At 62.0% G+C, this 20,000-nt stretch carries 18 protein-coding genes and 1 tRNA gene; 10 read left to right on the top strand and 9 right to left on the bottom strand.

Annotated features, from left to right (window positions below; translation table 11 throughout):
- The first annotated feature begins 323 nt into the window (after positions 1 to 323).
- Complete coding sequence (locus tag I41_RS27485; RefSeq protein WP_168207069.1) at positions 324 to 836, top strand: tyrosine-type recombinase/integrase; 513 nt, start codon at positions 324 to 326, stop codon at positions 834 to 836.
- Positions 742 to 1,275, top strand: coding sequence for a tyrosine-type recombinase/integrase (locus tag I41_RS21065; protein ID WP_168207068.1), 534 nt, complete (start codon positions 742 to 744; stop codon positions 1,273 to 1,275). Before I41_RS27485 ends, I41_RS21065 begins: the two co-directional genes overlap by 95 nt.
- A gap of 120 nt (positions 1,276 to 1,395) precedes the next feature.
- Here I41_RS21065 and I41_RS21060 read toward each other — a convergent pair.
- Both I41_RS21060 and rho read right to left on the bottom strand, forming a co-directional pair.
- Positions 1,396 to 1,477, bottom strand: a tRNA-Ser gene (locus I41_RS21060).
- Positions 1,478 to 1,705: 228 nt separating this feature from the next.
- Complete coding sequence (gene rho, locus I41_RS21055) at positions 1,706 to 3,040, bottom strand: transcription termination factor Rho (protein ID WP_145434883.1); 1,335 nt, start codon at positions 3,038 to 3,040, stop codon at positions 1,706 to 1,708.
- A gap of 1,138 nt (positions 3,041 to 4,178) precedes the next feature.
- Between rho and I41_RS21050 the strand changes: the two genes are divergently transcribed.
- Entirely contained in the window at positions 4,179 to 5,366 is a 1,188-nt protein-coding gene (locus tag I41_RS21050; RefSeq protein ID WP_168207067.1) for a thioredoxin family protein, read from the top strand.
- 114 nt (positions 5,367 to 5,480) lie between these two features.
- On the opposite strand, the gene I41_RS21045 is transcribed toward I41_RS21050, so the two are convergent.
- A complete protein-coding gene (locus tag I41_RS21045) occupies positions 5,481 to 6,143 on the bottom strand; it encodes a tetratricopeptide repeat protein (protein ID WP_168207066.1) in 663 nt (220 codons plus the stop codon).
- Positions 6,144 to 6,362: 219 nt separating this feature from the next.
- Here I41_RS21045 and I41_RS21040 point away from each other — a divergent pair, with 219 nt between their 5' ends.
- Positions 6,363 to 7,541: a hypothetical protein gene (locus tag I41_RS21040; protein WP_210421020.1), complete on the top strand. Its 1,179-nt coding sequence runs from the start codon at positions 6,363 to 6,365 to the stop codon at positions 7,539 to 7,541.
- Between the two features lie 30 nt (positions 7,542 to 7,571).
- Here I41_RS21040 and I41_RS21035 read toward each other — a convergent pair whose 3' ends face one another.
- The 4 genes from I41_RS21035 to I41_RS21020 all read right to left on the bottom strand — a co-directional run bounded on the left by I41_RS21035 (position 7,572) and on the right by I41_RS21020 (position 9,692).
- Positions 7,572 to 7,877: a polyhydroxyalkanoic acid system family protein gene (locus I41_RS21035; protein WP_145434879.1), complete on the bottom strand. Its 306-nt coding sequence runs from the start codon at positions 7,875 to 7,877 to the stop codon at positions 7,572 to 7,574.
- 183 nt (positions 7,878 to 8,060) lie between these two features.
- Positions 8,061 to 8,261 carry a hypothetical protein gene (locus I41_RS21030; protein ID WP_145434878.1) on the bottom strand — a complete coding sequence of 67 codons (201 nt, stop codon included), beginning with the start codon at positions 8,259 to 8,261 and terminating at the stop codon, positions 8,061 to 8,063.
- A 103-nt stretch (positions 8,262 to 8,364) separates the two neighbouring features.
- Positions 8,365 to 9,153: a (5-formylfuran-3-yl)methyl phosphate synthase gene (locus tag I41_RS21025; RefSeq protein WP_145434877.1), complete on the bottom strand. Its 789-nt coding sequence runs from the start codon at positions 9,151 to 9,153 to the stop codon at positions 8,365 to 8,367.
- The gene (locus tag I41_RS21020; protein WP_145434876.1) at positions 9,150 to 9,692 is read right to left on the bottom strand and encodes a hypothetical protein; all 543 of its coding nucleotides are present in this window, start codon (positions 9,690 to 9,692) and stop codon (positions 9,150 to 9,152) included. The genes I41_RS21025 and I41_RS21020 overlap by 4 nt, the downstream gene beginning before the upstream one ends.
- 232 nt (positions 9,693 to 9,924) lie before the next feature.
- Between I41_RS21020 and I41_RS21015 the strand changes: the two genes are divergently transcribed.
- Both I41_RS21015 and I41_RS21010 read left to right on the top strand, forming a co-directional pair.
- Positions 9,925 to 11,535, top strand: a complete 1,611-nt coding sequence (locus I41_RS21015) for a sodium:proton antiporter (protein WP_210421019.1) — start codon at positions 9,925 to 9,927, stop codon at positions 11,533 to 11,535.
- 184 nt (positions 11,536 to 11,719) lie between these two features.
- Complete coding sequence (locus I41_RS21010) at positions 11,720 to 12,901, top strand: ribonuclease D (RefSeq protein WP_168207065.1); 1,182 nt, start codon at positions 11,720 to 11,722, stop codon at positions 12,899 to 12,901.
- Positions 12,902 to 12,988: 87 nt separating this feature from the next.
- Here I41_RS21010 and I41_RS21005 read toward each other — a convergent pair whose 3' ends face one another.
- Positions 12,989 to 13,864, bottom strand: coding sequence for a DUF6655 family protein (locus I41_RS21005; protein WP_145434874.1), 876 nt, complete (start codon positions 13,862 to 13,864; stop codon positions 12,989 to 12,991).
- 180 nt (positions 13,865 to 14,044) lie between these two features.
- On the bottom strand, positions 14,045 to 15,118 hold the full coding sequence (locus I41_RS21000) for an anhydro-N-acetylmuramic acid kinase (RefSeq protein WP_145434873.1): 1,074 nt from the start codon (positions 15,116 to 15,118) through the stop codon (positions 14,045 to 14,047).
- Between the two features lie 380 nt (positions 15,119 to 15,498).
- Between I41_RS21000 and I41_RS20995 the strand changes: the two genes are divergently transcribed.
- The 4 genes from I41_RS20995 to I41_RS20980 all read left to right on the top strand — a co-directional run bounded on the left by I41_RS20995 (position 15,499) and on the right by I41_RS20980 (position 19,906).
- A complete protein-coding gene (locus I41_RS20995; protein ID WP_145434872.1) occupies positions 15,499 to 16,665 on the top strand; it encodes an AraC family transcriptional regulator in 1,167 nt (388 codons plus the stop codon).
- A gap of 337 nt (positions 16,666 to 17,002) precedes the next feature.
- Positions 17,003 to 18,121 carry a dockerin type I domain-containing protein gene (locus I41_RS20990; RefSeq protein WP_145434871.1) on the top strand — a complete coding sequence of 373 codons (1,119 nt, stop codon included), beginning with the start codon at positions 17,003 to 17,005 and terminating at the stop codon, positions 18,119 to 18,121.
- A gap of 317 nt (positions 18,122 to 18,438) precedes the next feature.
- Entirely contained in the window at positions 18,439 to 19,500 is a 1,062-nt protein-coding gene (locus tag I41_RS20985) for a DUF1559 domain-containing protein (protein WP_145434870.1), read from the top strand.
- A complete protein-coding gene (locus I41_RS20980) occupies positions 19,481 to 19,906 on the top strand; it encodes a carboxypeptidase-like regulatory domain-containing protein (protein ID WP_145434869.1) in 426 nt (141 codons plus the stop codon). The genes I41_RS20985 and I41_RS20980 overlap by 20 nt, the downstream gene beginning before the upstream one ends.
- The last annotated feature ends 94 nt before the right edge of the window (positions 19,907 to 20,000 follow it).

Genomic DNA, 20,000 nt, shown 5'->3' with positions numbered 1-20,000 from the left:
ACAGGCTTAGCGGTGCGGACTTGAAGAAGGAACGTTTGAGGTGATGATTGTGACGTTGCTACTTGAGCGCCGACCGAACCGAGCGTTTGAGTTGCGGGCGTCGTCGGGTACGAAGTTGTTAAGCTGACCTAAGTTTATTTTTGGCGGCGTACGAGCACAAATGGTGCGGAACGAAAACGAAAAATATGAACTCGTCGGCGAGGTAGTCTCGATCTATCGACGCGCGGGCTCAAAGAAGTGGTACGCTTACTTACGAATCGACGGGCGCCCCATGCGGCGATCGTTGGGCACAGAGCACGCGGGCAAAGCCCGCAAGCTCGCCTTTGGAGCTCGAAAGCCATATCTTGGCCGGCAGCCATGTGGAGCCTCCTAAGCCATCGCTGATCGTTGACGCGATTGACGAATACATCAAGTGTCTTTGCGGCCAGTGGCGGTCGGAAAATAAGATAAGAAAAAAGAAATACTGCTTCCGGATTGTTGTACAAATCGCGGACGAACGTGGTCTGCTCCGGCTCAGCCAGATCGACCATCGGTTCGTCGACGCGTACCGCAACTACCGATCCGAAAGATCGAAGCCCAAGACAGTGACCAACGATCTCGTGACGATCGGGCAGATGGTCAACTTCGCCTTACAACGTAAGCTGATCACTGAAGACCCCTTGCACGGATTGCAGATCGAGAAGGCGCCGGCGACGCCACAGCCATTCTGGACGGCTGGCCAAGTCGAACAGATTCTCGCGAGTGCCAAGCCGCCTTATCAAGCGTACTTTCGGTTTCTTGCCTACACAGGCGCTCACGCGGGCGAAGCCATCTGGGCTAACCTGGGAGGATGTTGATTTTGCAAACAGAGTCATCCACATCCGTCCAAACGAAGGCTGGAAGACCAAGACGGGCGATCAGCGCGTGGTACCGATGGGAGCCGAGCTACGCGCCGTGTTAATGCAGCAACCACGGCAGTGGCTTTGGGTATTTACGGCACTGCCGTCGGCCAAATGCCCAGTCGCAGCTCGGCAAATCTCCGACCGTCGGGCCCTAGACTACTTAAAGACCGTTCTCAAGAAGCTGAAACTCGAGGGCCATCAACATACTTTTCGCCATAGCTTTATATCCCACGCTTTGACGCACGGGGTACCGGAGGCGATCGTCCGCGAGTGGGTCGGTCACGTCGACGCCCGCATTATGAAAACCTACACTCACGTCGCCGACGCTATCTCCCAGCAGGCGATGCTGGGGCTGTTCGGCGACGACGGCGACAAGCCCAGCGAAGATCGCTGAACGTCAGCGTGACGTTCGGCTGATATGCACACTTTTGTGCACACCAGGAAGGAGAAGAAAAATGTCAGAAGTAGAAAGTTATACACGTCAACGAGTTACGAACGCGCACATAGGCAAGAGCGGAGGGCACGGGACTCGAACCCGCAACCGGTTGCCCGGCACCTGAATTCCAATCAGGACGCTAGCCATTCGCTTACCCTCCCGAGATGGCCTGAACGTCCTATGATAGAACACTTCCCGGCGCGTGCAATCCGCGATGGCGCTTGCGTTTAACATCGATCAACGAACGGCGCGTTCGCACTTGCCACGCTCGCACGCTCGGCCGCCATCAAGCGTCGATGTGGCAATGAGTCGGCCGCGGTAGCGACTAGCCGCTGAGGTAACCTCAACGGCGCCTCCTTCGGCTCCGTCGCGAGCATCGCTAAATGGCTCAGTCAACGCCCCCTTGGATGAGCGACACGAACTCGGCATTCGACTTGAACTTGCCGAGCTTGCTCGTGAGTTGTTCCATGGCGTCGACGTGATGCATCGACGACAAGGTGCGTCGCAACATCGTCGTCGCGTGCAGCATCTCGGGCGGCAGCAGCTTTTCTTCGCGGCGGGTGCCTGATTGCTCGATGTCGATCGCCGGATAAACGCGGCGGTCGGAGAGCTTGCGATCGAGCACGAGCTCCATGTTGCCGGTCCCTTTGAACTCCTGGAAAATGAGCTCGTCCATCCGGCTGCCGGTGTCGATGAGGGCGGTGCCGACGATCGTCAGCGAGCCCCCTTCTTCGAAGGCCCGCGCGGTGGCGAACAGCTTCTTGGGAATGTCCATTGCTTTGATGTTGACGCCGCCCGACATCGTGGCGCCGCTGTTGCCGACCCACTTGTTGAAAGCCCGCGCGAGCCGCGTAATCGAGTCGAGCAACAGGAAGACGTCTTTGCCCATCTCCGAAAGTCGCTGAGCTCGGGCAATCGTGAGTTGTGCCAGACGGACATGGCTTTCCACGTCCTTGTCGAGGCTACTGGCGAAGACTTCGCCGTTGACGTTCCGCCGCATGTCGGTCACTTCTTCGGGCCGCTCGTCGATGAGCAGCACCATGACCGCGACTTCGGGGTGATTGGTCGAGACCGCTTGGCTGATGTGCTGTAGCAGCACCGTCTTGCCGGTGCGCGGCGGCGCGACGATCAGCGCCCGTTGCCCCTTGCCGAGCGGCGTGAGGAGATCCATCACGCGCGTGCTGAGAGGCTGGGCTCCGGTTTCGAGCCGCAGCCACTCTTCCGGATTGATCGGCGTCAGCTGCTCGAACGATTTGACGTTGAGGTAATCCTCCGGCGCCATGCCGTCGACGTCGAGAATCTCGCGAAGCCGCGGGCCTTGCTGCTTGCGATGGTGTTGCACCATCCCCGTGATGAGAACCCCTTCGCGGAGCCCGAACTTTTCGATCATCGTCCCGGGAACAAAGGGATCGGTCCGTTCGCGATTGAAATTGGTCGAGGGATCGCGGAGAAAGCCGTAGCCATTGGGGTGCATTTCCAAGATGCCCGACCCGGCCGTCAGCGGCAAATAGTCGCCGTCCGGGCCGTCGAATTCACGGCGCTGATCCTGATACTGGGGCCGGCGACGTTGGCCGCCGCGATTTTGGCCTCCCCCTCCGCCTTGGCCTTGGCCGCCGCGGTGGCGATTGCCCTGATAGCCGCCCCCTTGGCCGCCGCCCTGACCGCCGCTGTTGTTGTTTTGCCGTCCGCGGAATCGACCGCCGGACCGTTGCTTCTTACCCATGCGCGAGAAAATCCTAAATCCTGATCAGAAATGCCCGTTGCCCGGGCGGCGCCTAATGCCACTTGGCGTGGCCAATGATGCCCCTTCGAAAAACGCACCCTGCGCGACGAAAGAGCTGCTAATGCGTGGAGAGCCCACGACGATACGTCTTGAACCGCTTCTGCACCTCTCCCCGTGCTCGCGATACCGAATCGAGTCGACCGACCGAGGAGCCGACCAGCAGCCTTGGGGCACGCAAACGGCACCCCAACACAGCCGCCAGAGAAACCTTCGACGACCCTTGTTCCCTTCACCGGGAACAAGTCTCTGTCGGCCAGCGGCGCTACTGTCGCCGTCGACTATCGACTCCACAGATCAATGGCGTTCTGCTCAAAGTCGCAGCGAATGTCTTCCGCTGCTCGCTCGACGAAACGCCCGCCAAACAACTGCACCTCGTGACGGCGATGATCTCTTGCCGCCGCAGAACGCCTCAATGCGAAGTCTGCTCGCCGTAACGAACTGTGCGAAGGAATACGCATGCCAAACTTGGCTAAGGGACCGAACCTGCGTGCGACGATTCACAATCGCTCGCGGGAGCCTCTCAACGGTCATTGAACCGACGGGGCGTCAAACCACGCGCCCACGAGAACAACGACCCGTCCCCAAACCCCATCACGCCTAACAAGCCGGCGCTACGCGGGGGAGCCAAAATTGGCTTCAAGAGCCTGCAGCAAACTAGCCGGCAGGGTTCTGAACTACGCGCTAATATTAGCCACGCTAACCCCTTTGTCAAGCTGGCTTAGGGTCTTCGGGAGAGTTCTCCCGACGGCATTCCGTCCGGACGCCTGTCCTGCCAGTCCGCCCACTCACGCCAATTGGTCCAAGTCACATAGCCGCCGCCTCGGCTCATTGGAGCGGTGGTTGTAAGTTGTTGATATGAAAGCAGTTGAGATTGGTGGTGAAGCGTGGCCCACGAGGGTCGGCGCATTCGTCTTTTCTCCAGGATGACCGGCAACGTCCGCCCCCTCGATAAAGATTACCAAAGATCTCGTCGCCGCCGCGCCGATACAAAGAACGAGCGAAAACCTCGGCCGAACCAAGCCCAGGGATGCGTTCACTCATCGCTCTTCGCCACCACATTGCAGCGGATGGATCCGAAATGGTAAGCCGACTCGTCGCGCTCCGCGCGGGCGTCTTGTTCGCCGTCGCCTCGGTCTCGCAACTCCTTCAAGCGCAGGCGCCGATCACGGGAGTGAATTGGCGAACGAACGTCGACGCTGCGATGGTCGAGGCCGCGCAGTCGAACAAGTTGGTGCTGCTCCATTTCACCACTCGCACGTGCGGTCCCTGCAAGGCGCTGGACCAAACCGTTTTCAGTCAGCCGCAAGTCGGCGCTGCGCTCGAAATCGATTACGTCCCCGTCCGCGTCGACGCCGACGTGGCGAAGGCCTTGGCTGGCCGCTATCGCATTGAGCGCGTGCCGACGGAAGTCATCGTCACGCCCGACGGCAATCCGATTGCCAGCCCCGAAATTCCCAACGCTCCCGAGCCTTATGTGGCTCAGTTGCAGAATCTCGCACATCACTTCCGCCAGACGCGCACGCCGAATTCCGTCGGTACGAACGCCGCGTACGCTGGGCTCGGAAATTCAACCATTCCGGCCGGCGCTGCCGCGCAACAGGCGACGGTGACGCCGACGCCGCAAGCGCAGGGCAATCCCTACATGCAAACCGCGGCAAATCCCCAGGTTCACGGTCAGGCTCAAAACGTCTACGCCGCCGAGGCGCAGCCAGCGGCCGCGACGCAGCCGACCGGGATCGCTGCAGTTTCAGCACAGCAAGCTTCTTCGACGCCGGCGGCTACGCAACAAGCAACGGCGCAGGTTCAGCAAGGCGCCGCCGTCCAGCAATCCGCCGTCCACGCCCCAACGATAAAGAAGCCAGAACAAGCCGATTTGCCGGCCGGCTCCCCGCCGCTATGCTTTGACGGCTGCTGCCCGGTCACGCTCAAAACGCTCAACAAGTGGGCCTACGGCAATCCTCAGTTCGGCGCCGTGCACCGCGGCCGCACGTACCTCTTCACGGGCCCGCAACAACGTGAGCAGTTCCTCGCGGCGCCCGACTCATACAGTCCAGTGTTCGCCGGCAAAGATCCGGTGCTTCTGCTGGATAGTCAGATTTCCCAAGACGGGTCGCGATCTTTCGGCTTCAAATACGGCGAAGAGTTTTACCTCTTCTCGTCGAAGGAGACGATGGAAAAGTTCAAGGCCTCGCCGCAAACTTATGCTGCCGGCGTCCGCCAGGCGATGAGCCAATTGAACCCGACCGATGGCGTCGTCCGCCGCTAGCAGAGTTGGCTCCCTGCGTTTGCCTCTTCCACGAGCGCCGCACCAAGGCCACCGGCTCCGCCGTAGACGAAGCGCAATGCGAGTTCCCCGGTGACAGAGAGTCTGCCGCGACGCTTATTGGTTCTTGAGCGCTCGCTGCAATTGAATCACCCGCGCCCGCACCTCTTCCATATTCGGATTGAGTCGCAGTGCGCGGCGGAATGATTCTAGCGCCGCCACGAGATTGTGCTGCATCTCGTACGCTTCGCCCATGACGGCGGCCGCCTGAAAATGGTACGGGTTGATCTCGAGCGCCTGATGGCAGTCGCGAGTCGCCGCATCGTACTGGCCGAGGTGAAAGTACGCCTTTCCGCGCTGGAACCAGCTTTGGGCGATCCAGGGAGCGTCCTGGATAATCTTTCCTGCCAGCGTCGAAGCGCGGTCGTAGTCGCCGTCGTCAAGTTGCTCGCCAACCGCGCTCAATCGCCGCTGATGAATCGTCAATCCGACGCGATTCCACACCAGCCCAATCGCATTCTCCGCCAGCGTCCGGACCCCGCGGTCCAAATCGACTAGCGCTCGGCCCAGGACGGAATTCGACTGGTAGTCGCTCAGCCGGCCCAGTGCCAGCACCGCCCCGCGACGCGACATCCGCTCGCCGTTCAGGGCGAGGCGTTCGAGCGTGCCGATGAAGTAGCGTTCTGAGGTCAATCGCAGGAACTGCGCAATATCGTGGTCGTCGAGGTATTGCTCGAAGAAATCGACCAGCAACGGACCCTGGCGAAAATCGTCACTCACGGCAAATTCCGCTGCAAACCGAGGAGATTGGTCGTCCTCATCCATTGGTCGCGGCGAACCGGCGAGCGATCAAGCGAGGTCGATATGGCCAGTGTAATTGCAATCCCAGATTGCTCAACGAGAATGTAAAAAAGGGGCAAATGCCCTCTGGCTCTCTATTGACGCGAAGCGTTTAGCAATTACCGCGGCGGCAGATTCGCTCTTCCCCGCAATCAAATGATGGGTCAACGTTGCAACAATCTGCGAATGGCGTCACGGCGATTGCCGCGAGCGCTCTCGTACTGGTTGTTCGTCGCGGGACTTCTTGTCGCCCACGGAGCGCTAGGCGCTGAATCACAATCGCTGCAGCAGTTAGCGAAGCCAATCTCGATCACCTGGCAGCAAGTGCCGCTGCACACGGCGCTCCAGCGACTTGGAGACGCGCAGTCGCTGGCGATCTGGTGCGACCGGCGAATTGATCCCGGAGCGCTAATCACCCTGACGGCGGTCGATCGGCCGACTGCGGAAGTTTTCGCGTCGCTGGGCGAGCAGCTCGGCGCCGCCGCCGTTCCATTTGTAGGGGTGATCTATTTCGGTCCGCCGCAGACGTGCGTGGAACTCGCCACGCTTGCTGCCCTGGCGCGGCAGCCTCTCTCCGGCGCGCCGGCGACCGTGCGGGCTCGCTGGTTGAAACCGCAACCGTGGACGTGCGATCGCCTGAGCGAGCCGCGGGAACTTCTCAGGCAACTCGCGTCCGCGGCGCATGCGAATATCCGCGGTGAACAGCTTGTGCCGCATGATCTGTGGCCGGCCCGAAAACTGCCTGCCATGGCGCCGCTTGACTGTGCCGTTCTCCTCCTCGCCGGCTTCGACCTCGCCTGTGAGCCGTCGAACGATGGCGAGATATTGGAAATCAAGCCGATCGATCGGCCGGTGGCGATCGCACAAGAATATCGAGTGCCGAGTTCTCAGTCGGCGGCGTTCGACGCCGCGGTCGCCGCGTTGCCGGAGGCAACGTCGTCCGGCGACGGAAGCCGGCCCACCATCGTCGCTCGCGTTGAAGATCACCAGCGTCTACGCGCTGCATTGTCGGGTCGGTCCACGGGCGCCGTGGCCGCGGCCGCCGCAGCGCTAAGATCGGGCGCGGCCAACGTGGCGGGCAGCGAGCTCGAGGACCGTCGCTTCACGCTAACGATCGAAAACAAGCCGCTTACTGCGGTGCTGAATCAACTGGCGACGCAACTCGATCTGCAACTGGAGTGGGACGCCGCGATTCCCGCCACCGCCGCCGACCGCAATGTGCTCGTCTCGTGCAAGGTTGCGAAGGCCGACCTCGATGGATTGCTCGAAGCCCTGCTTGAGCCGGCCGGTCTGACGTGCGAGCGTCAGCAATCCCGCGTCCTCATCCGCAAGCGCTGAGCACTCACCTGGCGAAGGAAGCGGGTCGACCTACGCCCTCATCAATCGCGCGAGCTTTTCTTTCACTTCGCTTTCGATCTTCCCCTTGAAAATCATGGCGGTGAATGGGATCTCTCCCGTCACGGCAAGCTTTTGATCGAGGGCTTCGATCGCGCCGGCGATCTTGATCCCAAACGTCTTGAAGCCGAAGGTGAGTTTGTTTCCGTTCCACGCTTGTTCCAATTCGCTCACCTTGTCGCCGTACTGCGCCTGAAGGGAGTCGATGAACCGTTCCAACCGCGACTTCGCCTCGTCGGCGGTGAACGTGTGGGGAACTTCCAGGTGAAACTTCGGCACGCGAGCGCTCCTGCATTAATCCCCGGCCCTCGAAGTGAGGCCCAGGGAGCGACTTCGAAACCAAATCCGGACTCAGGCACAGGGAATCTTACGCCGCGCGGCCCCGATAGGTTAGGCCGCGCTCGACGCGAACACGGAATCCAAACTCCCGCACGCTCCTCATGGGCGACCGTCGCCTCGACGCTAGGCTTCGAGGTCGTCGAGATCTGTCCGGTCATGGCCATGCCACAGCGGCAGGCCCGCTCGGACGCGGGCGGCCAGGACTTCCAGCTTTTCATCGGTCCCGGGCATGGCCCGCGTGGCGTCGAACCGACGCTCTTCGATCGATTCCGGTTCGAAATCCCATTCCCCTTGCTTGATCGCTTCCAACACCGACTTTGGCACGTCTTGATCTCCCCCACAAAAAATCCAGATGAGATCCACGACGGATGGTCGCAGACGCCCTCCGGGACGTCAGCCCGTCAATATGGCGGAACCGCGCGAGGTGTCAAGGAAATTGGCTCGCTTCCCGAAAACGCCGAGAATCGCCAAGAGAGTCAGCCCGCCGCGGGTCGTCGTCGGCGGACGCCTGCGATACGGCTGCCAAGTTGCGGACCAATCGCCGCAGCGTCGCGACGCTCTCAGCTGAAACGAGGCCCCTGCGATCTCCCCCGCACGCCGCACTCCGTACCGCCACCACGTCGACGACATTCAGCGGCAAAGTGGCAATCGCAGCAGCCGTTAAGCGCCCAGCGGCCGCCGTCGTGACGCCGTGCCCGCGGGCGAAATGAAAGAGCTCGTTCAACTCAAGCGCAGATTGATGATCGAATAGGTTTCCACCCCGCTTATCAAACGTATCGATGAGTAACCACCGGCTTCCCGTCGCTCCGGCCAGCGCTGCGATCTCAAGCGGGGCAGGGGACTTGGCGGCCGCGGCGTCAGCGTAGATGACCGCAACGAGATCCTTTCCCGCCGCGTGAATTTCTCGCCGCGCAGACAACCACCCACCATGCCAGCTTCTGCCGCCAAATCCTGACAAGCCGAGCTTCAGCTGACTGATGCCAGGGACTGCGAGCAGGTCGCGCGCATCGGAGGCGGGCCAATCGCACAACTCGCCGGCTGCGGCCGAAATCGGGGCGCGATCTTGCACTTCAGCGACGATCGCGCGCGCGACTTCGCAGCTCACGGCGCCAAGCGGCCCCCGATCGGGCTCTTTCAAATCAATCCAATCGGCGCCGCCGCGAATCGCCGCCTCCGCTTCGGCGGCGCTCCGTACGCTCACGAGCAGCTTCGTCACGGCGCTTCCTCGCCGGCGGCCGCGGCCGCTTCACGAATCTCGCGCAAGCGGCGATTGAGCCGACGAATCACCTCGTTGGTTAGCGGTTCGCACCATGTGCCGCGAATGGTCACGTAGCCTTCGCACCATGCGCCGAGCGCGGGTTTGACGTCGACCTTCGCCCACTCCGGCGCCTTCTCCGACAGCCGCGCCACCAAGTTGACGCACTCGGGGACCATCGTGCGGATCGTCGGCAAGTGGGCCGGACCTTGTCCCAGGAAAAACGCCTCCACCACCTCGGCGGGCACCGCCGCCGGCGCGCTGCCGCGCAAATTGAACAGCACCTGGCCATCCTGAAAGGCGATCCGCGGCCGCCGCAATTCTACCGTTGACGCTCCAACCATCAGCGCGGCCAGCAGGGCCGCGGCGCCGAGAACGATCCGCACCATCAACGATTCGAACCACCACGCCCCGACTGTTGCGAGCGCGCCAATCGCTGCGAACGTCAGTAGCGTGCTCCATAGTGCACGGCGATTCGGTTGTAGCCAGACTTCGAGCATCGTGTGGAGCGAGGGCCATCTGGAGCGATTACCACGGCGGCCGATGAGTCTTCGCTACTGCCGTGGAACGTCAGCAGTGTACCGCATTTTCGCCCCGATCGGAGGGAGTCGGTTGTCCAACGAACCGGCGTTGCCGTTGCTCGCCCCAGTAGACGTAGTGCGCCGTACCACTTAATCTTTGGGTCTCTCGAATTACTTCGCGAGGCGGCGAACGCAATGGCTTGGAATTTCCATGACGACGACCACCACCGACTTGCCTGCAGCCGGAAATAAGGCGCTGTGGGCGATCGTCGCGATCATTTCGCTCTACGCGCTGAGCTTTGCGGCTGGTTACCCGCAACGGTGGACCGCCGCGGCCCTCGAAGCGCACGCGCCGGTCGCAGAAACAGACCATGTCGAGGAGCGCGGAGTCGGCGCCGATGGCGTTGCGACGCATGCGGCTGACGAGCACGGCAACATCGCTCCGCCGCCGCTGTGGACCGTGGCGCCGTTCGTCTTGCTGCTCGGCGCCATCGCCGTTTTTCCGCTGATGCACGCGACCGAGCACTGGTGGGAAAAGAACCTCAATCGGTTCATCGTCGCCGCCGGCTTGGGCGCGATCACGCTGGCGTACTACGCCTTTCTCCACGCAGCGCCCGTCGAGGCCCACTGGCCGGGCCACCGCGTCGTTGACGCGCACGCTGGATTCTTCCAGCACGATTATCTCCAAGCCGTGCTTGGAAATGCGCTCTTGCAAGAGTACGTCCCCTTCATCGTGCTGCTCTTCAGCCTTTACACGATCGCGGGCGGCATCCGCATCACCGGCGATCTTGAAGCGACTCCCACCATCAATGCCATGTACATGCTGGCGGGCGGAGTTCTGGCCAGTTTGATTGGCACGACAGGCGCCGCGATGTTGCTGGTTCGTCCTCTCCTCGAAACAAACCAGGAACGCAAGCGCGTCGCCCATACCGTCGTCTTCTTCATCTTCATCGTCTGCAACTGCGGCGGCTGCTTGCTGCCGATCGGCGACCCGCCGCTCTTTCTGGGGTATCTGCAGGGCGTCGACTTCCTCTGGACGCTCCGCTTGTGGCCCGAATGGCTCTTCGTGAACGGGTCGTTGATCGTCATCTACTGGTTGATGGACCAGTTCTATCATCACCCGCGCGAGGCCGTACGCGACATCGAGCGAGACGTTGCTCAAGTCCGCCGACTGCGGGTCAGCGGCCTGGGCGTTAATGGGTTACTCCTTCTGGGAATCGTCGCCGCGGTGGCGACGCTCGATCCCAGCAAGGCGTTCCCCGGCGCGTCGTGGCATCCTTGGATGTACTTTCGCGAGGCGGTGCAATTAGGGCTCGTCGCACTGTCGCTCGCCTGCGGACCTCGTCAACCGCGCCTGGCTAACCGATTCAACTACGATGCGATCGTCGAAGTGGCCGCCCTCTTCGTCGGCATCTTCATCTGCATGCAACCGGCGCTGCAAATCCTCAAAGCCAATGGGGCCTACCTCGTCGAACGCTTCGATATGGGCCCCGGAAAGTTCTTCTGGGCGACCGGCACGTTGTCTTCCTTCCTCGACAATGCCCCGACCTACCTCGTCTTCTTCCAGACGGCCCAAGATCCTGACCTCGCCGGCGGCCCGACCGGCGGCGTCCCCGAACCGTTGCTCGTTGCCATCAGTCTCGGCGCCGTGCTGATGGGAGCAATGACCTACATCGGCAATGGTCCGAACTTCATGGTGAAAGCCATCGCCGAGAAGTCCGGCGTGAAAATGCCGAGTTTCTTCGGCTACATGGGGTACAGCCTGCTGATCTTACTTCCCATTCTGGCTCTGATGGACTGGATCTTTATCCTGCGGCCGTAACCGGCGACACGCGAACCCCCCAAACCATGCTACAACCGCCGCACCGCTCCCGACCAAGCGATTCGCCTTGCGTGGCGCCGGCACAATCCAAGCTTTTCGGCGTGCTCCGCCCGACCTAGAATGGCGGTTTCCCGCCGTTTCGCATGTCGTCGGCTCCCTCCGCCAATTCCGAACTACGCGCCCAGTGCCTTCTCCCATCGTTACCCGGCAACGTGATCTCGACGATCTCTCGGATCGCGTCGCCGCCGCGCCCATCATCGGCTTCGACACGGAGTTCGTTTCCGAAGATACATTCCATCCCGAGCTTTGCCTGATCCAGGTCGTCACTCCCGACGAAATGGCAGTCGTCGACCCGCAGACCGTCGACGTGCTGCCGTTCTGGCGAGCGGTGGCCGCCCGCGAAAAGACAACGGTTTTCCATGCCGGCCGCGAGGAGCTGAGCTTCATGCTCCGCGCCGTCGGCGCCGTTCCGCAGCGCAGCTTCGACGTCCAGTATGCCGCGGGCTTTTGCTCGAACGAGTTCCCCGCCTCTTACGGCTCAGTCGTCGGCAAGTTCCTCGGCAAGCAGCCGATGAAGGGGGAGCAACGCACCGACTGGCGCCGCCGTCCGCTCACCGATGCCCAGATCAACTATGCCTTGGAAGACGTCCGCTACCTCTTGCCATTGTTCGATCGCCTGACCGAGCTGCTCAACAAGCGCGGCCGGCTGACCTGGCTGAAGGACGAGCTCGCCGGGTGGCAACAGAGCATCGTCGACTCGCAAGACCGCAAGGATTGGCGCCGAGTTTCCGGGATTGGCACGCTCAATGCGCGCAACCTCGCCGTCGTCCGCGAGCTCTGGCTCTGGCGGCAGGACGAGGCCCGCCGCTTGAATCAACCCCCCAAGCGACTCCTCCGCGACGACCTGCTCGTTGAAATCGCCAAGCGGAAGACCGACCAGCCCGACCAGATCCTCGCCATTCGCGGTTTGCAGCGCGGCGACTTGCGGCGCAAGGCCCAAGAACTCGCCGCGTGCGTCCGACGCGGGCTCGACGCGCCGCTCGAACGCGGCGAACGTCACACGCAGCGCGAACCGCCGCCCCAGCTAAACCTCCTCGGCCAGTTTCTTACGCCGGCGCTCACCTCCATCTGCCGGCAGGCTGAAGTCGCCGCCAGCATGGTCGGCACCGCCACCGACGTTCGCGAGTTGATCGCGTACCGATATGGCTTTGGCGGCATCGATCCGAACGAGACCCCGGCGCTGCTCAAGGGCTGGCGGGCGGAGCTCGTCGGCAACTTGCTCGACGATTTGCTCGGCGGCAAGAAGTCAATCCGCATCTCCGACCCGAAGCACGAAGACCCGCTCGCGTTTGATGAGGTTAATTAGCCGCTGCACAAATGGGGAATGGGGAGTGGGGAATGGGGAGCTATTTCAACCCATGCCCCATTCCCCATTTAGCATTCCCGTAAGCTCTCACCCCGCCGTGGTCGCGGGATCTTCCTTCGCCTCCGCCGGCTTCGGTGCTTCAGCGATGGGCCGCGCCGGCGGCGGCAGCACCGGAGGACCGCCGCCCGCTTCCACCGGGGCTTCGGCGGAGGCCTGTACCACGCCCTCGGCCTTCGCCTGGTGGGCCTTGGCTGGAGCCCCCGCGAATACCGCTTCCTCTTCAACTTCTACCGCGGCTTTCGCGTCTTCTTCTTCCAGTTCCTTCTTCTTCACGATGCCGGCAAAGCGCGTTTCGTCGTAGATCGTCCCCTTTTGGAACGGCCCGGCGCCAAACAGCCAGATGTCGTTGGCCGTGCTCTTGTTCATCGCCATGCCCGATTGCCACACCGGCTCGCCCGTTTCCCGCCGGTAGGCGAATACGGCAATCTTCGCGACCCCCATCTGATCGCGACGTTTCGCGAAGGCAATCTCCGGCACTGACGACGGCAGCGGCGTGCCCGGCACCACCTGGGGCACGCTAAACGCCGGGACGCCGAACATCAGATCATGGCTGTCGGTGCCAATCACCCCGACGCGAGGCTCAATGATGAATGTCGCCTCTTCGCGCTTCTCTTTCATCACGCAGCCCGAAGCCAACAGATGTTGCCGCATGCAACTGATCAGGTATCCCTTGTCGACGACGTCGCCCATCTGCGCCGTATCGAAAAAGACGGCCTCGCCGGCGAGCACCTTGAAGTTGATCTGTTGCACCGTGCGATCCACGGCGTCGGAGATCAGCAATTGCTCCGTCGCCGTCCGCGCCGTGTTGCTCATGCGCGACGTGCCGCAACCAATAGCCGCGCTGCATGCGACCATGGCCAGGGCCAGCGACTTCAAGTTTGAGCGGGGCGACCGCGCGTTCATGATGAGACGTGAGGGGTTCGGGCGAGCCAACTTCGGCGAGCCGTCCACTGGCCGCCGACCCCTGCTCGGGGGCGGCGACTATAGCGGTCCCCGCCGACTCGCCAAACCCCAAAGCCGCTAGCACGGCAGCCCTCGGGCGCACCCGCCGACTGCCATCCGCCCCGCAAGCCGCTAGCAACGCTAGCCGAACTTCACCGTCACGCCGCCGCTCAACGGCTTGGCGCAACCGGTCGTTTCGGGAATCGTCAGCGGCAATCCCCGCTGATGCCGCACCGCCAGCCAGGCAAAGCACTCCGCTTCCAGCGTATCGGGGTTCAGTCCGAACTTGCTCACATTCTGAATGTCGCCCAGCCGTTCGCCCAGCAACTTCATCAGGAAGGGGTGATGCACGCCGCCGCCCGTAACCCATGTCTTCTGCGGCATGGCCGGCAGGTTCTTCACCGCCCGAAACACCGCTTCGGCCGTCACCGCGCACAGCGTCGCGGCGCCGTTCTCCACGCTCAGCGGCGAAACGTCGACATGGTCGAAGTCGAAGCGATCCGCCGACTTGGGCAGCGGCAGCCCGAAGAACGGCGAGTCGAGCGCCTGCTCCACGGTCTCCCAATCGACCTTACCCGCCAGCGCCAAGTGCCCGTCGCGGTCATGCGGCAGGTCCGCCATCGTTTGGGCCCATTCGTCGATCAAGCCGCATCCCGGACCGGTATCTCCGGCAATGATCTCATCGTTCTCGCCGAGCCACGTGACATTCGCGACGCCCCCCAGGTTGAGCACGACCGTGGGCCGCGGCTCGCTGCTGAACAGCGCGCGATGGAACATCGCCACGAGCGGCGCCCCTTGGCCTCCGCCGGCGATGTCGCAGCGCCGAAAGTCGTTCACCACCGGCAATTTCAAGTCGCGCGAGAGGATCCACGGGTTCCCGATCTGCATCGTGATCCCGTCGCTCGCCGAATGGCGCACCGTGTGGCCGTGAAAGCCGATCACTTCGACTTTTTTCGCCAGCTTGGGATGATCGTCCAGCAGCCTTCGCACCGCCTCGACGTGGTGCTCGGAGATTTCCTTCTCGATCCGCAGGACCTCCGCTAGCGGCACGTCATGCTGCGACGTCTCAAGCAGGCGGCCGCGCAGGTCGTCGTCGTAGGGCAGGGTGAGCCCGCCCAGGAAGCCAATTTTGTTTTCGCCGTCGGTATCAAGCAGCGCCGCGTCGACCCCGTCGCCGCTCGTCCCGCTCATCAATCCCACCGCAACGGTCGCCATAGCGCTAACTCCTTGCTGCGTGTGACGTTCAGGTGTCCCGCAGGATCCCTGGCTCGTGCACGTCGAAGATCAGAAACCCCCGAGTCGTGCCCGACGTCCGCGTGAAGTGCCGCCGAAGCCGCGTCCAGTCCCCGCGAACAGCCTTCCGTTCGACTGTTGCTGGGTTACTGGCGCCTCGCGCCGGCCAGTTTAGCACTAGCTTAGCGGTTCGTCCGGCCTCCAATAGGGAACAGCACGCAGATTCCTCTCGAAAATGCGCAGATTTCTCCGCCGGCCCTGCCTACAATAAGGAGGACGCCAGCTGATCATGTTTATTCAGCTGACGCAGCGATCGCCCTGTTTGGCGAAGCCACCTTGCGCATTTGTAAGAATGCTTGCCCATGGATTCCCGCCCCCAGACTCGCCAAGTCGCGGTCCTCGTCGAGACGGATGATAGCTGGGGCTGCAGCGTCATCCGTGGCATCGCCGACTACTCCCAGAACCACGGTCACTGGAATCTGCTGCTTGATCCGCAGGACCATGACCAGCGCTCCGCGCTCCCCGACCTCTGGAACGGCCACGGCGTGATCGTACGGTTCGGCAATCGCTTGCAGGTCGATCAGGTTCGCAAGCGCAAGGTGCCCGTCGTCAACGTCGACACGCTCTTCCAAGGACTCCCCGGCGTCTGCGACGTCATTACCGACGACGCCGAGCGGGCTCAACTCGCGTTCCATCACCTTCGCGACCGCGGCTTCGAAAAGTTCGCCTATTTCGCCCCGCCGAACCATCGCTATTCCTCGAAGCGCGGCGAGGAGTTCATCCAACTCGTTCGCGCCGCTGGCCTGGAGTGCCACGAATACAAACCCGGCTATCGCGTCGGCCGCAAAATCGGTTGGGAAGAACAGCAGCGTCGCGTCAGCCGTTGGCTCGCCTCGCTGCCGCGACCGATCGCCATTTTCACCGTCGACGCCCAGCGCGGTCGCCAACTGGCTGAAATCTGTTACATGGCCGGCATTCGCGTCCCGGATCAGGTCGCCATCCTCGCCGGCGACACCGACGACTTGATGTGCGAAGTCTGCACGCCTCCCCTCAGTAGCGTCGCGCTGGCTGGTCGCCGCATCGGCTACGAGGCCGCCGCCGCCCTCGACCGCATGATGAACGGCGAACGCCCCCCCGCGCAGCCCATTCGCATCCCCCCCCACGGGGTGATCAGCCGCCAATCGACCGACATCCTCGCCATCGACGACGACACGGTCGTCCGCGCCCTCCGCTTCATTCAGCAGCGGGCGTTTCAAGACATTGTCGTCAAAGATATTCTCCACGAGGTTCCCGTCTCGCGCCGCAGCCTCGAAATCCAGTTCCGCCGCTACCTCGGCCGCAGCCCCGCCGAGGAAATCCGCCGCGTCCGTCTCGATAAAGGTCGCGAACTGCTGGCGCGCACCGACATGTCGATCGGCGAAATCGCCTCCGCCTGCGGCTTCGCCAACGGCACCCGCTTCGGCGTCGCCTTCCGCAAACGCTTCGGCAAAACGCCGCTGGCGTACCGCAAGCAACTCACACGCAGCTGATCACAAGCGGCGAGGCGTCAGAGGCCAGCGGTCCGATACTCCTGACCTGCGCGTCCCATTGGCCGCCCAGTTCGCGTCGTTCTCCCGACCTCCGACCTCTCGCCTCCCAACTCTCTTTGCGCCAAAGCGCGAAAAAATAACGCACCGCTTCATGCGTCGTCTTGCGGCTCTTCACTAAGATGAAAGCAGGCGGTGAAGACAGTCTCCCAGGCAACCAGATCATTTCGCGCCGCGCCATCCGCGCGGCGAGCCTCGGCCCGACTGAACGTTCCGCCGCTCTGCTCGCTCGTCGCGCCGACCAAGCTCACATAACAGATTCTCGGAGGGTACGGGACAAATGGCTGCTCGATTTGGACTAGCGCTCACGCTGACCATGCTGTCGGCGATGACTGCGTCTGCTCAGACAGTTTTGCTGAACGACGATTTCGACGGCTACGCTGATCAGGCCGCGCTGAACGTCAACTGGACTCCCGTCGGAACACAACCGAGCGGGACGCTTTCGTCGGTGCAATCTTCTAGCCCATCCAATTCGTTTCTTGTCGCGGCCGAGAATGATTCGAACCAGGTTCCTGCTGGCGCCAACGCAAACGCGCAAAGGAATGAACGGTTTTTTGAAGAGACGCTGCAACCCTCGACAGAAAACAAAATTCAGTTCAGCATCGATTTCTACGACGCATTCGGAACAGGTAATCCGTTTCGTCAGTATGCCAACCTTCAAGACGGGCCTGGGACTGCCGGCAATCAGTTGATCGCACTTGGTCTTAACAATAATCAATTGAGTGGCGACAGCGGCGGCAACTACTACATGGCTCGCATCGTCGGCTTCGCTCCCTCGGATACGAATGCCAATCCCACCGGCATCGATCCCGACGGCGGTCCTAACGAGCGAGGAGGTCTCGCATCCGGCCAGTTCTTCAAGCTCAATGATTTTGGCGTTGGCCTCCGTTCGGTCGGCTGGCACAACCTGAAGGTGATCATTTCATCTGATGATGATCTTAGCACGGACTACGAATTCTACGTCGATAACGTACTCGCCGAGCGGGTAAGCAATGTCGGCACCGATGCGACGCGTCGCAGCTACGAGGTCGTCCGTCTCGGTGCGGGACTGACCAATAACGGGAAGGAAGCCTACTACGACAATGTCAACGTCACGCTCAACCCCGTGATCGTGACGCCGCCTGCAAACAACGCCGACTTCAACGGCGATAACGTCGTTGACGGCGCCGACTTCTTAATTTGGCAGCGAGGCTTCGGCCTCACCGGCCAACCAAACAAGTCGACCGGCGACGCCAACGGCGACGGCAACGTCGACGGGGCCGACCTCGATCTCTGGAAGACGAAGTTCGGCGGGGCGCCCGCGATCGCCGCCGTTGGATCCATTCCGGAGCCGACCTCCATGGCGATGGCCGCCGCGGCTCTCGTCGCCGGTTGCGCCGTGGCTCGCCGAAGAGGCTAACTCATCGACGTCGGCACGCCCGCCGACGCCACGAGGCCTCGTCTTTGTTTCATCGACCGCGACACTCAAGCCGAAGCTTGCCCCGGCAAGCTTCGGCTTCGTCTCTTTGCCGCCCCTCAGCATCAACGCGCGACCGGATTGCGCCCTGCGCCAAGTGCGCTAATGAGAGAAATAAGTGCGCACGGTCTTGATTGTTGATTTGTGCGCGCTGCCTAAGATTAGGTAGAGGAAGGCGGAGGAGTTGAGCGTCCCCTGAATTCGCTTGCGCTTCGCCCGGTTCGACTTCCAGCCAGTCCGTCTCGTGCAGGAACAACCTCATGCGTCTTCGTCGGCATGCTGTCGCTCGCGACGCCTTTACGCTAGTGGAGTTGCTGGTCGTCATCGCGATCATCGGCGTGCTTGTCGCGCTGTTGTTGCCGGCCGTCCAGGCTGCCCGTGAGGCGGCCCGGCGTAGCCAATGCGTCAATCAGGAAAAGAACATTGCGCTCGCCTGTCTCAACTACGAGACGGCTCGCGGAGCCCTGCCCCCCGGAAGCACGAATACGTACATCACGCAGGGGAGCGGTTTGGCTTGGGCCGTCCTCATTCTGCCGTACGTCGAACAGTCCGGCGTTAGTCAGGACGCTATTGATCAGTACAAGAAGTCGCCCGACGCCTACGGCAGCGCGCTTGACGGCCTCAACAAGTTGATGCTCCCCTCTTATCTATGTCCCAGCGACCCCGATCTGCGCACCCAGGCCGAGAAGTATGGCAATGTAGATCGCAAAGGCATGAGCTACGCTGGGGTAAGCGGCTCCTACCACGCGCGCACCGGCAAGTGCCCGTCATCGCGCGATGGGGCCCACTATTGCGTCTGGGCTGCCAGCGGAAACGACAACGACATCCTCGGCCCGAATAATTACGACGGCCTGCTAATCCAAGATTGGCCAGTCTCCTTCAAGCAGGTCACCGACGGCGCCAGCAATACGTTCCTGCTCGGCGAGCGCGTCTATCAAATCCGCACTTGGATGATCGGCGCCTATTGGAACGGTACGCCTACGGCCGAGTGGTCGAGCGCAAAGAAGAGCTCGCCCAAAGGACCTCAAGCCGCCACCGCTTTCTTCGCCTGCAAGAACATTAACGATAAAGGCTTGGTGAACCATGATCCGTTCACCGGCCAATATATCGGCCATGACAATGCTGCCGGAGACCGGCCTGCCGTGCCCGCTACCACGCCGCGCACTCTGTCGGTCAACAACCTCCCATTCGGCAGCTTGCATCCGGGCGGCGCAAACTTCGCATTGGGCGATGGAAGCGTCCGCTTTATCAATGAGGGCATCGACCTCAACGCCTACTTGGCTTATGGATCACGAAACGGCGATGAAATCATTCCGCAATGACGGCTATCGGCGTCGTGTCTGGATCGCGTCGTCGACGTCGCTGGCACTCTCGATCCTCCCGATGATTGGTTGCGGCGGGGAGTCCAGCGTTACGTCACTTTCAGGACGGGTCCTCTATGAAGGACAGCCGCTCTCGAATGCCTCGCTGATGTTCTACCCGGGCGACGGCCGGCCGGTGATCGCTCCGCTGAGCAATGGCGATTATTTGGCTCAACTCCCCCCCGGCGAGTATCGCGTCACCGTGAACCTAGGCGCGGAGCTGCCGCCGGGATGGAAGGAGGGCGATCCTGTCCCGCCGACTTCCCGTAAACTCCCCCGCCAGTTTGCTTCGCGGTTGGACACGCCGCTGACCGCAACCGTCGGACCGGAAGGCAAAGATCAGACGATTGATTTCAGCGTCCCATAGCCCTCATAGGCGAGAACCTCCCCGCCGCGCGGAGCCAAGCTTGACCGCCACGGCGCCTTCATCCCTTGCGCGTTAGCGTGAAAGACCTGCGCGT

Source organism: Lacipirellula limnantheis, assembly GCF_007746075.1.
Classification (GTDB): Bacteria; Planctomycetota; Planctomycetia; order Pirellulales; family Lacipirellulaceae; genus Lacipirellula; species Lacipirellula limnantheis.
This window is presented reverse-complemented; position numbering and strand designations above follow the sequence as displayed.

Bases quoted from the DNA above. Each gene is read 5' to 3' on its own strand.
- rho (WP_145434883.1), bottom strand. From the start codon at position 3,040: ATGGGTAAGAAGCAACGGTCCGGCGGTCGATTCCGCGGACGGCAAAAC.
- I41_RS21050 (WP_168207067.1), top strand. From the start codon at position 4,179: ATGGTAAGCCGACTCGTCGCGCTCCGCGCGGGCGTCTTGTTCGCCGTC.
- I41_RS21040 (WP_210421020.1), top strand. From the start codon at position 6,363: ATGGGTCAACGTTGCAACAATCTGCGAATGGCGTCACGGCGATTGCCG.
- I41_RS21020 (WP_145434876.1), bottom strand. From the start codon at position 9,692: ATGCTCGAAGTCTGGCTACAACCGAATCGCCGTGCACTATGGAGCACG.
- I41_RS21015 (WP_210421019.1), top strand. From the start codon at position 9,925: ATGACGACGACCACCACCGACTTGCCTGCAGCCGGAAATAAGGCGCTG.
- I41_RS21005 (WP_145434874.1), bottom strand. From the start codon at position 13,864: ATGAACGCGCGGTCGCCCCGCTCAAACTTGAAGTCGCTGGCCCTGGCC.
- I41_RS21000 (WP_145434873.1), bottom strand. From the start codon at position 15,118: ATGGCGACCGTTGCGGTGGGATTGATGAGCGGGACGAGCGGCGACGGG.
- I41_RS20995 (WP_145434872.1), top strand. From the start codon at position 15,499: ATGGATTCCCGCCCCCAGACTCGCCAAGTCGCGGTCCTCGTCGAGACG.
- I41_RS20990 (WP_145434871.1), top strand. From the start codon at position 17,003: ATGGCTGCTCGATTTGGACTAGCGCTCACGCTGACCATGCTGTCGGCG.
- I41_RS20985 (WP_145434870.1), top strand. From the start codon at position 18,439: ATGCGTCTTCGTCGGCATGCTGTCGCTCGCGACGCCTTTACGCTAGTG.
- I41_RS20980 (WP_145434869.1), top strand. From the start codon at position 19,481: ATGAAATCATTCCGCAATGACGGCTATCGGCGTCGTGTCTGGATCGCG.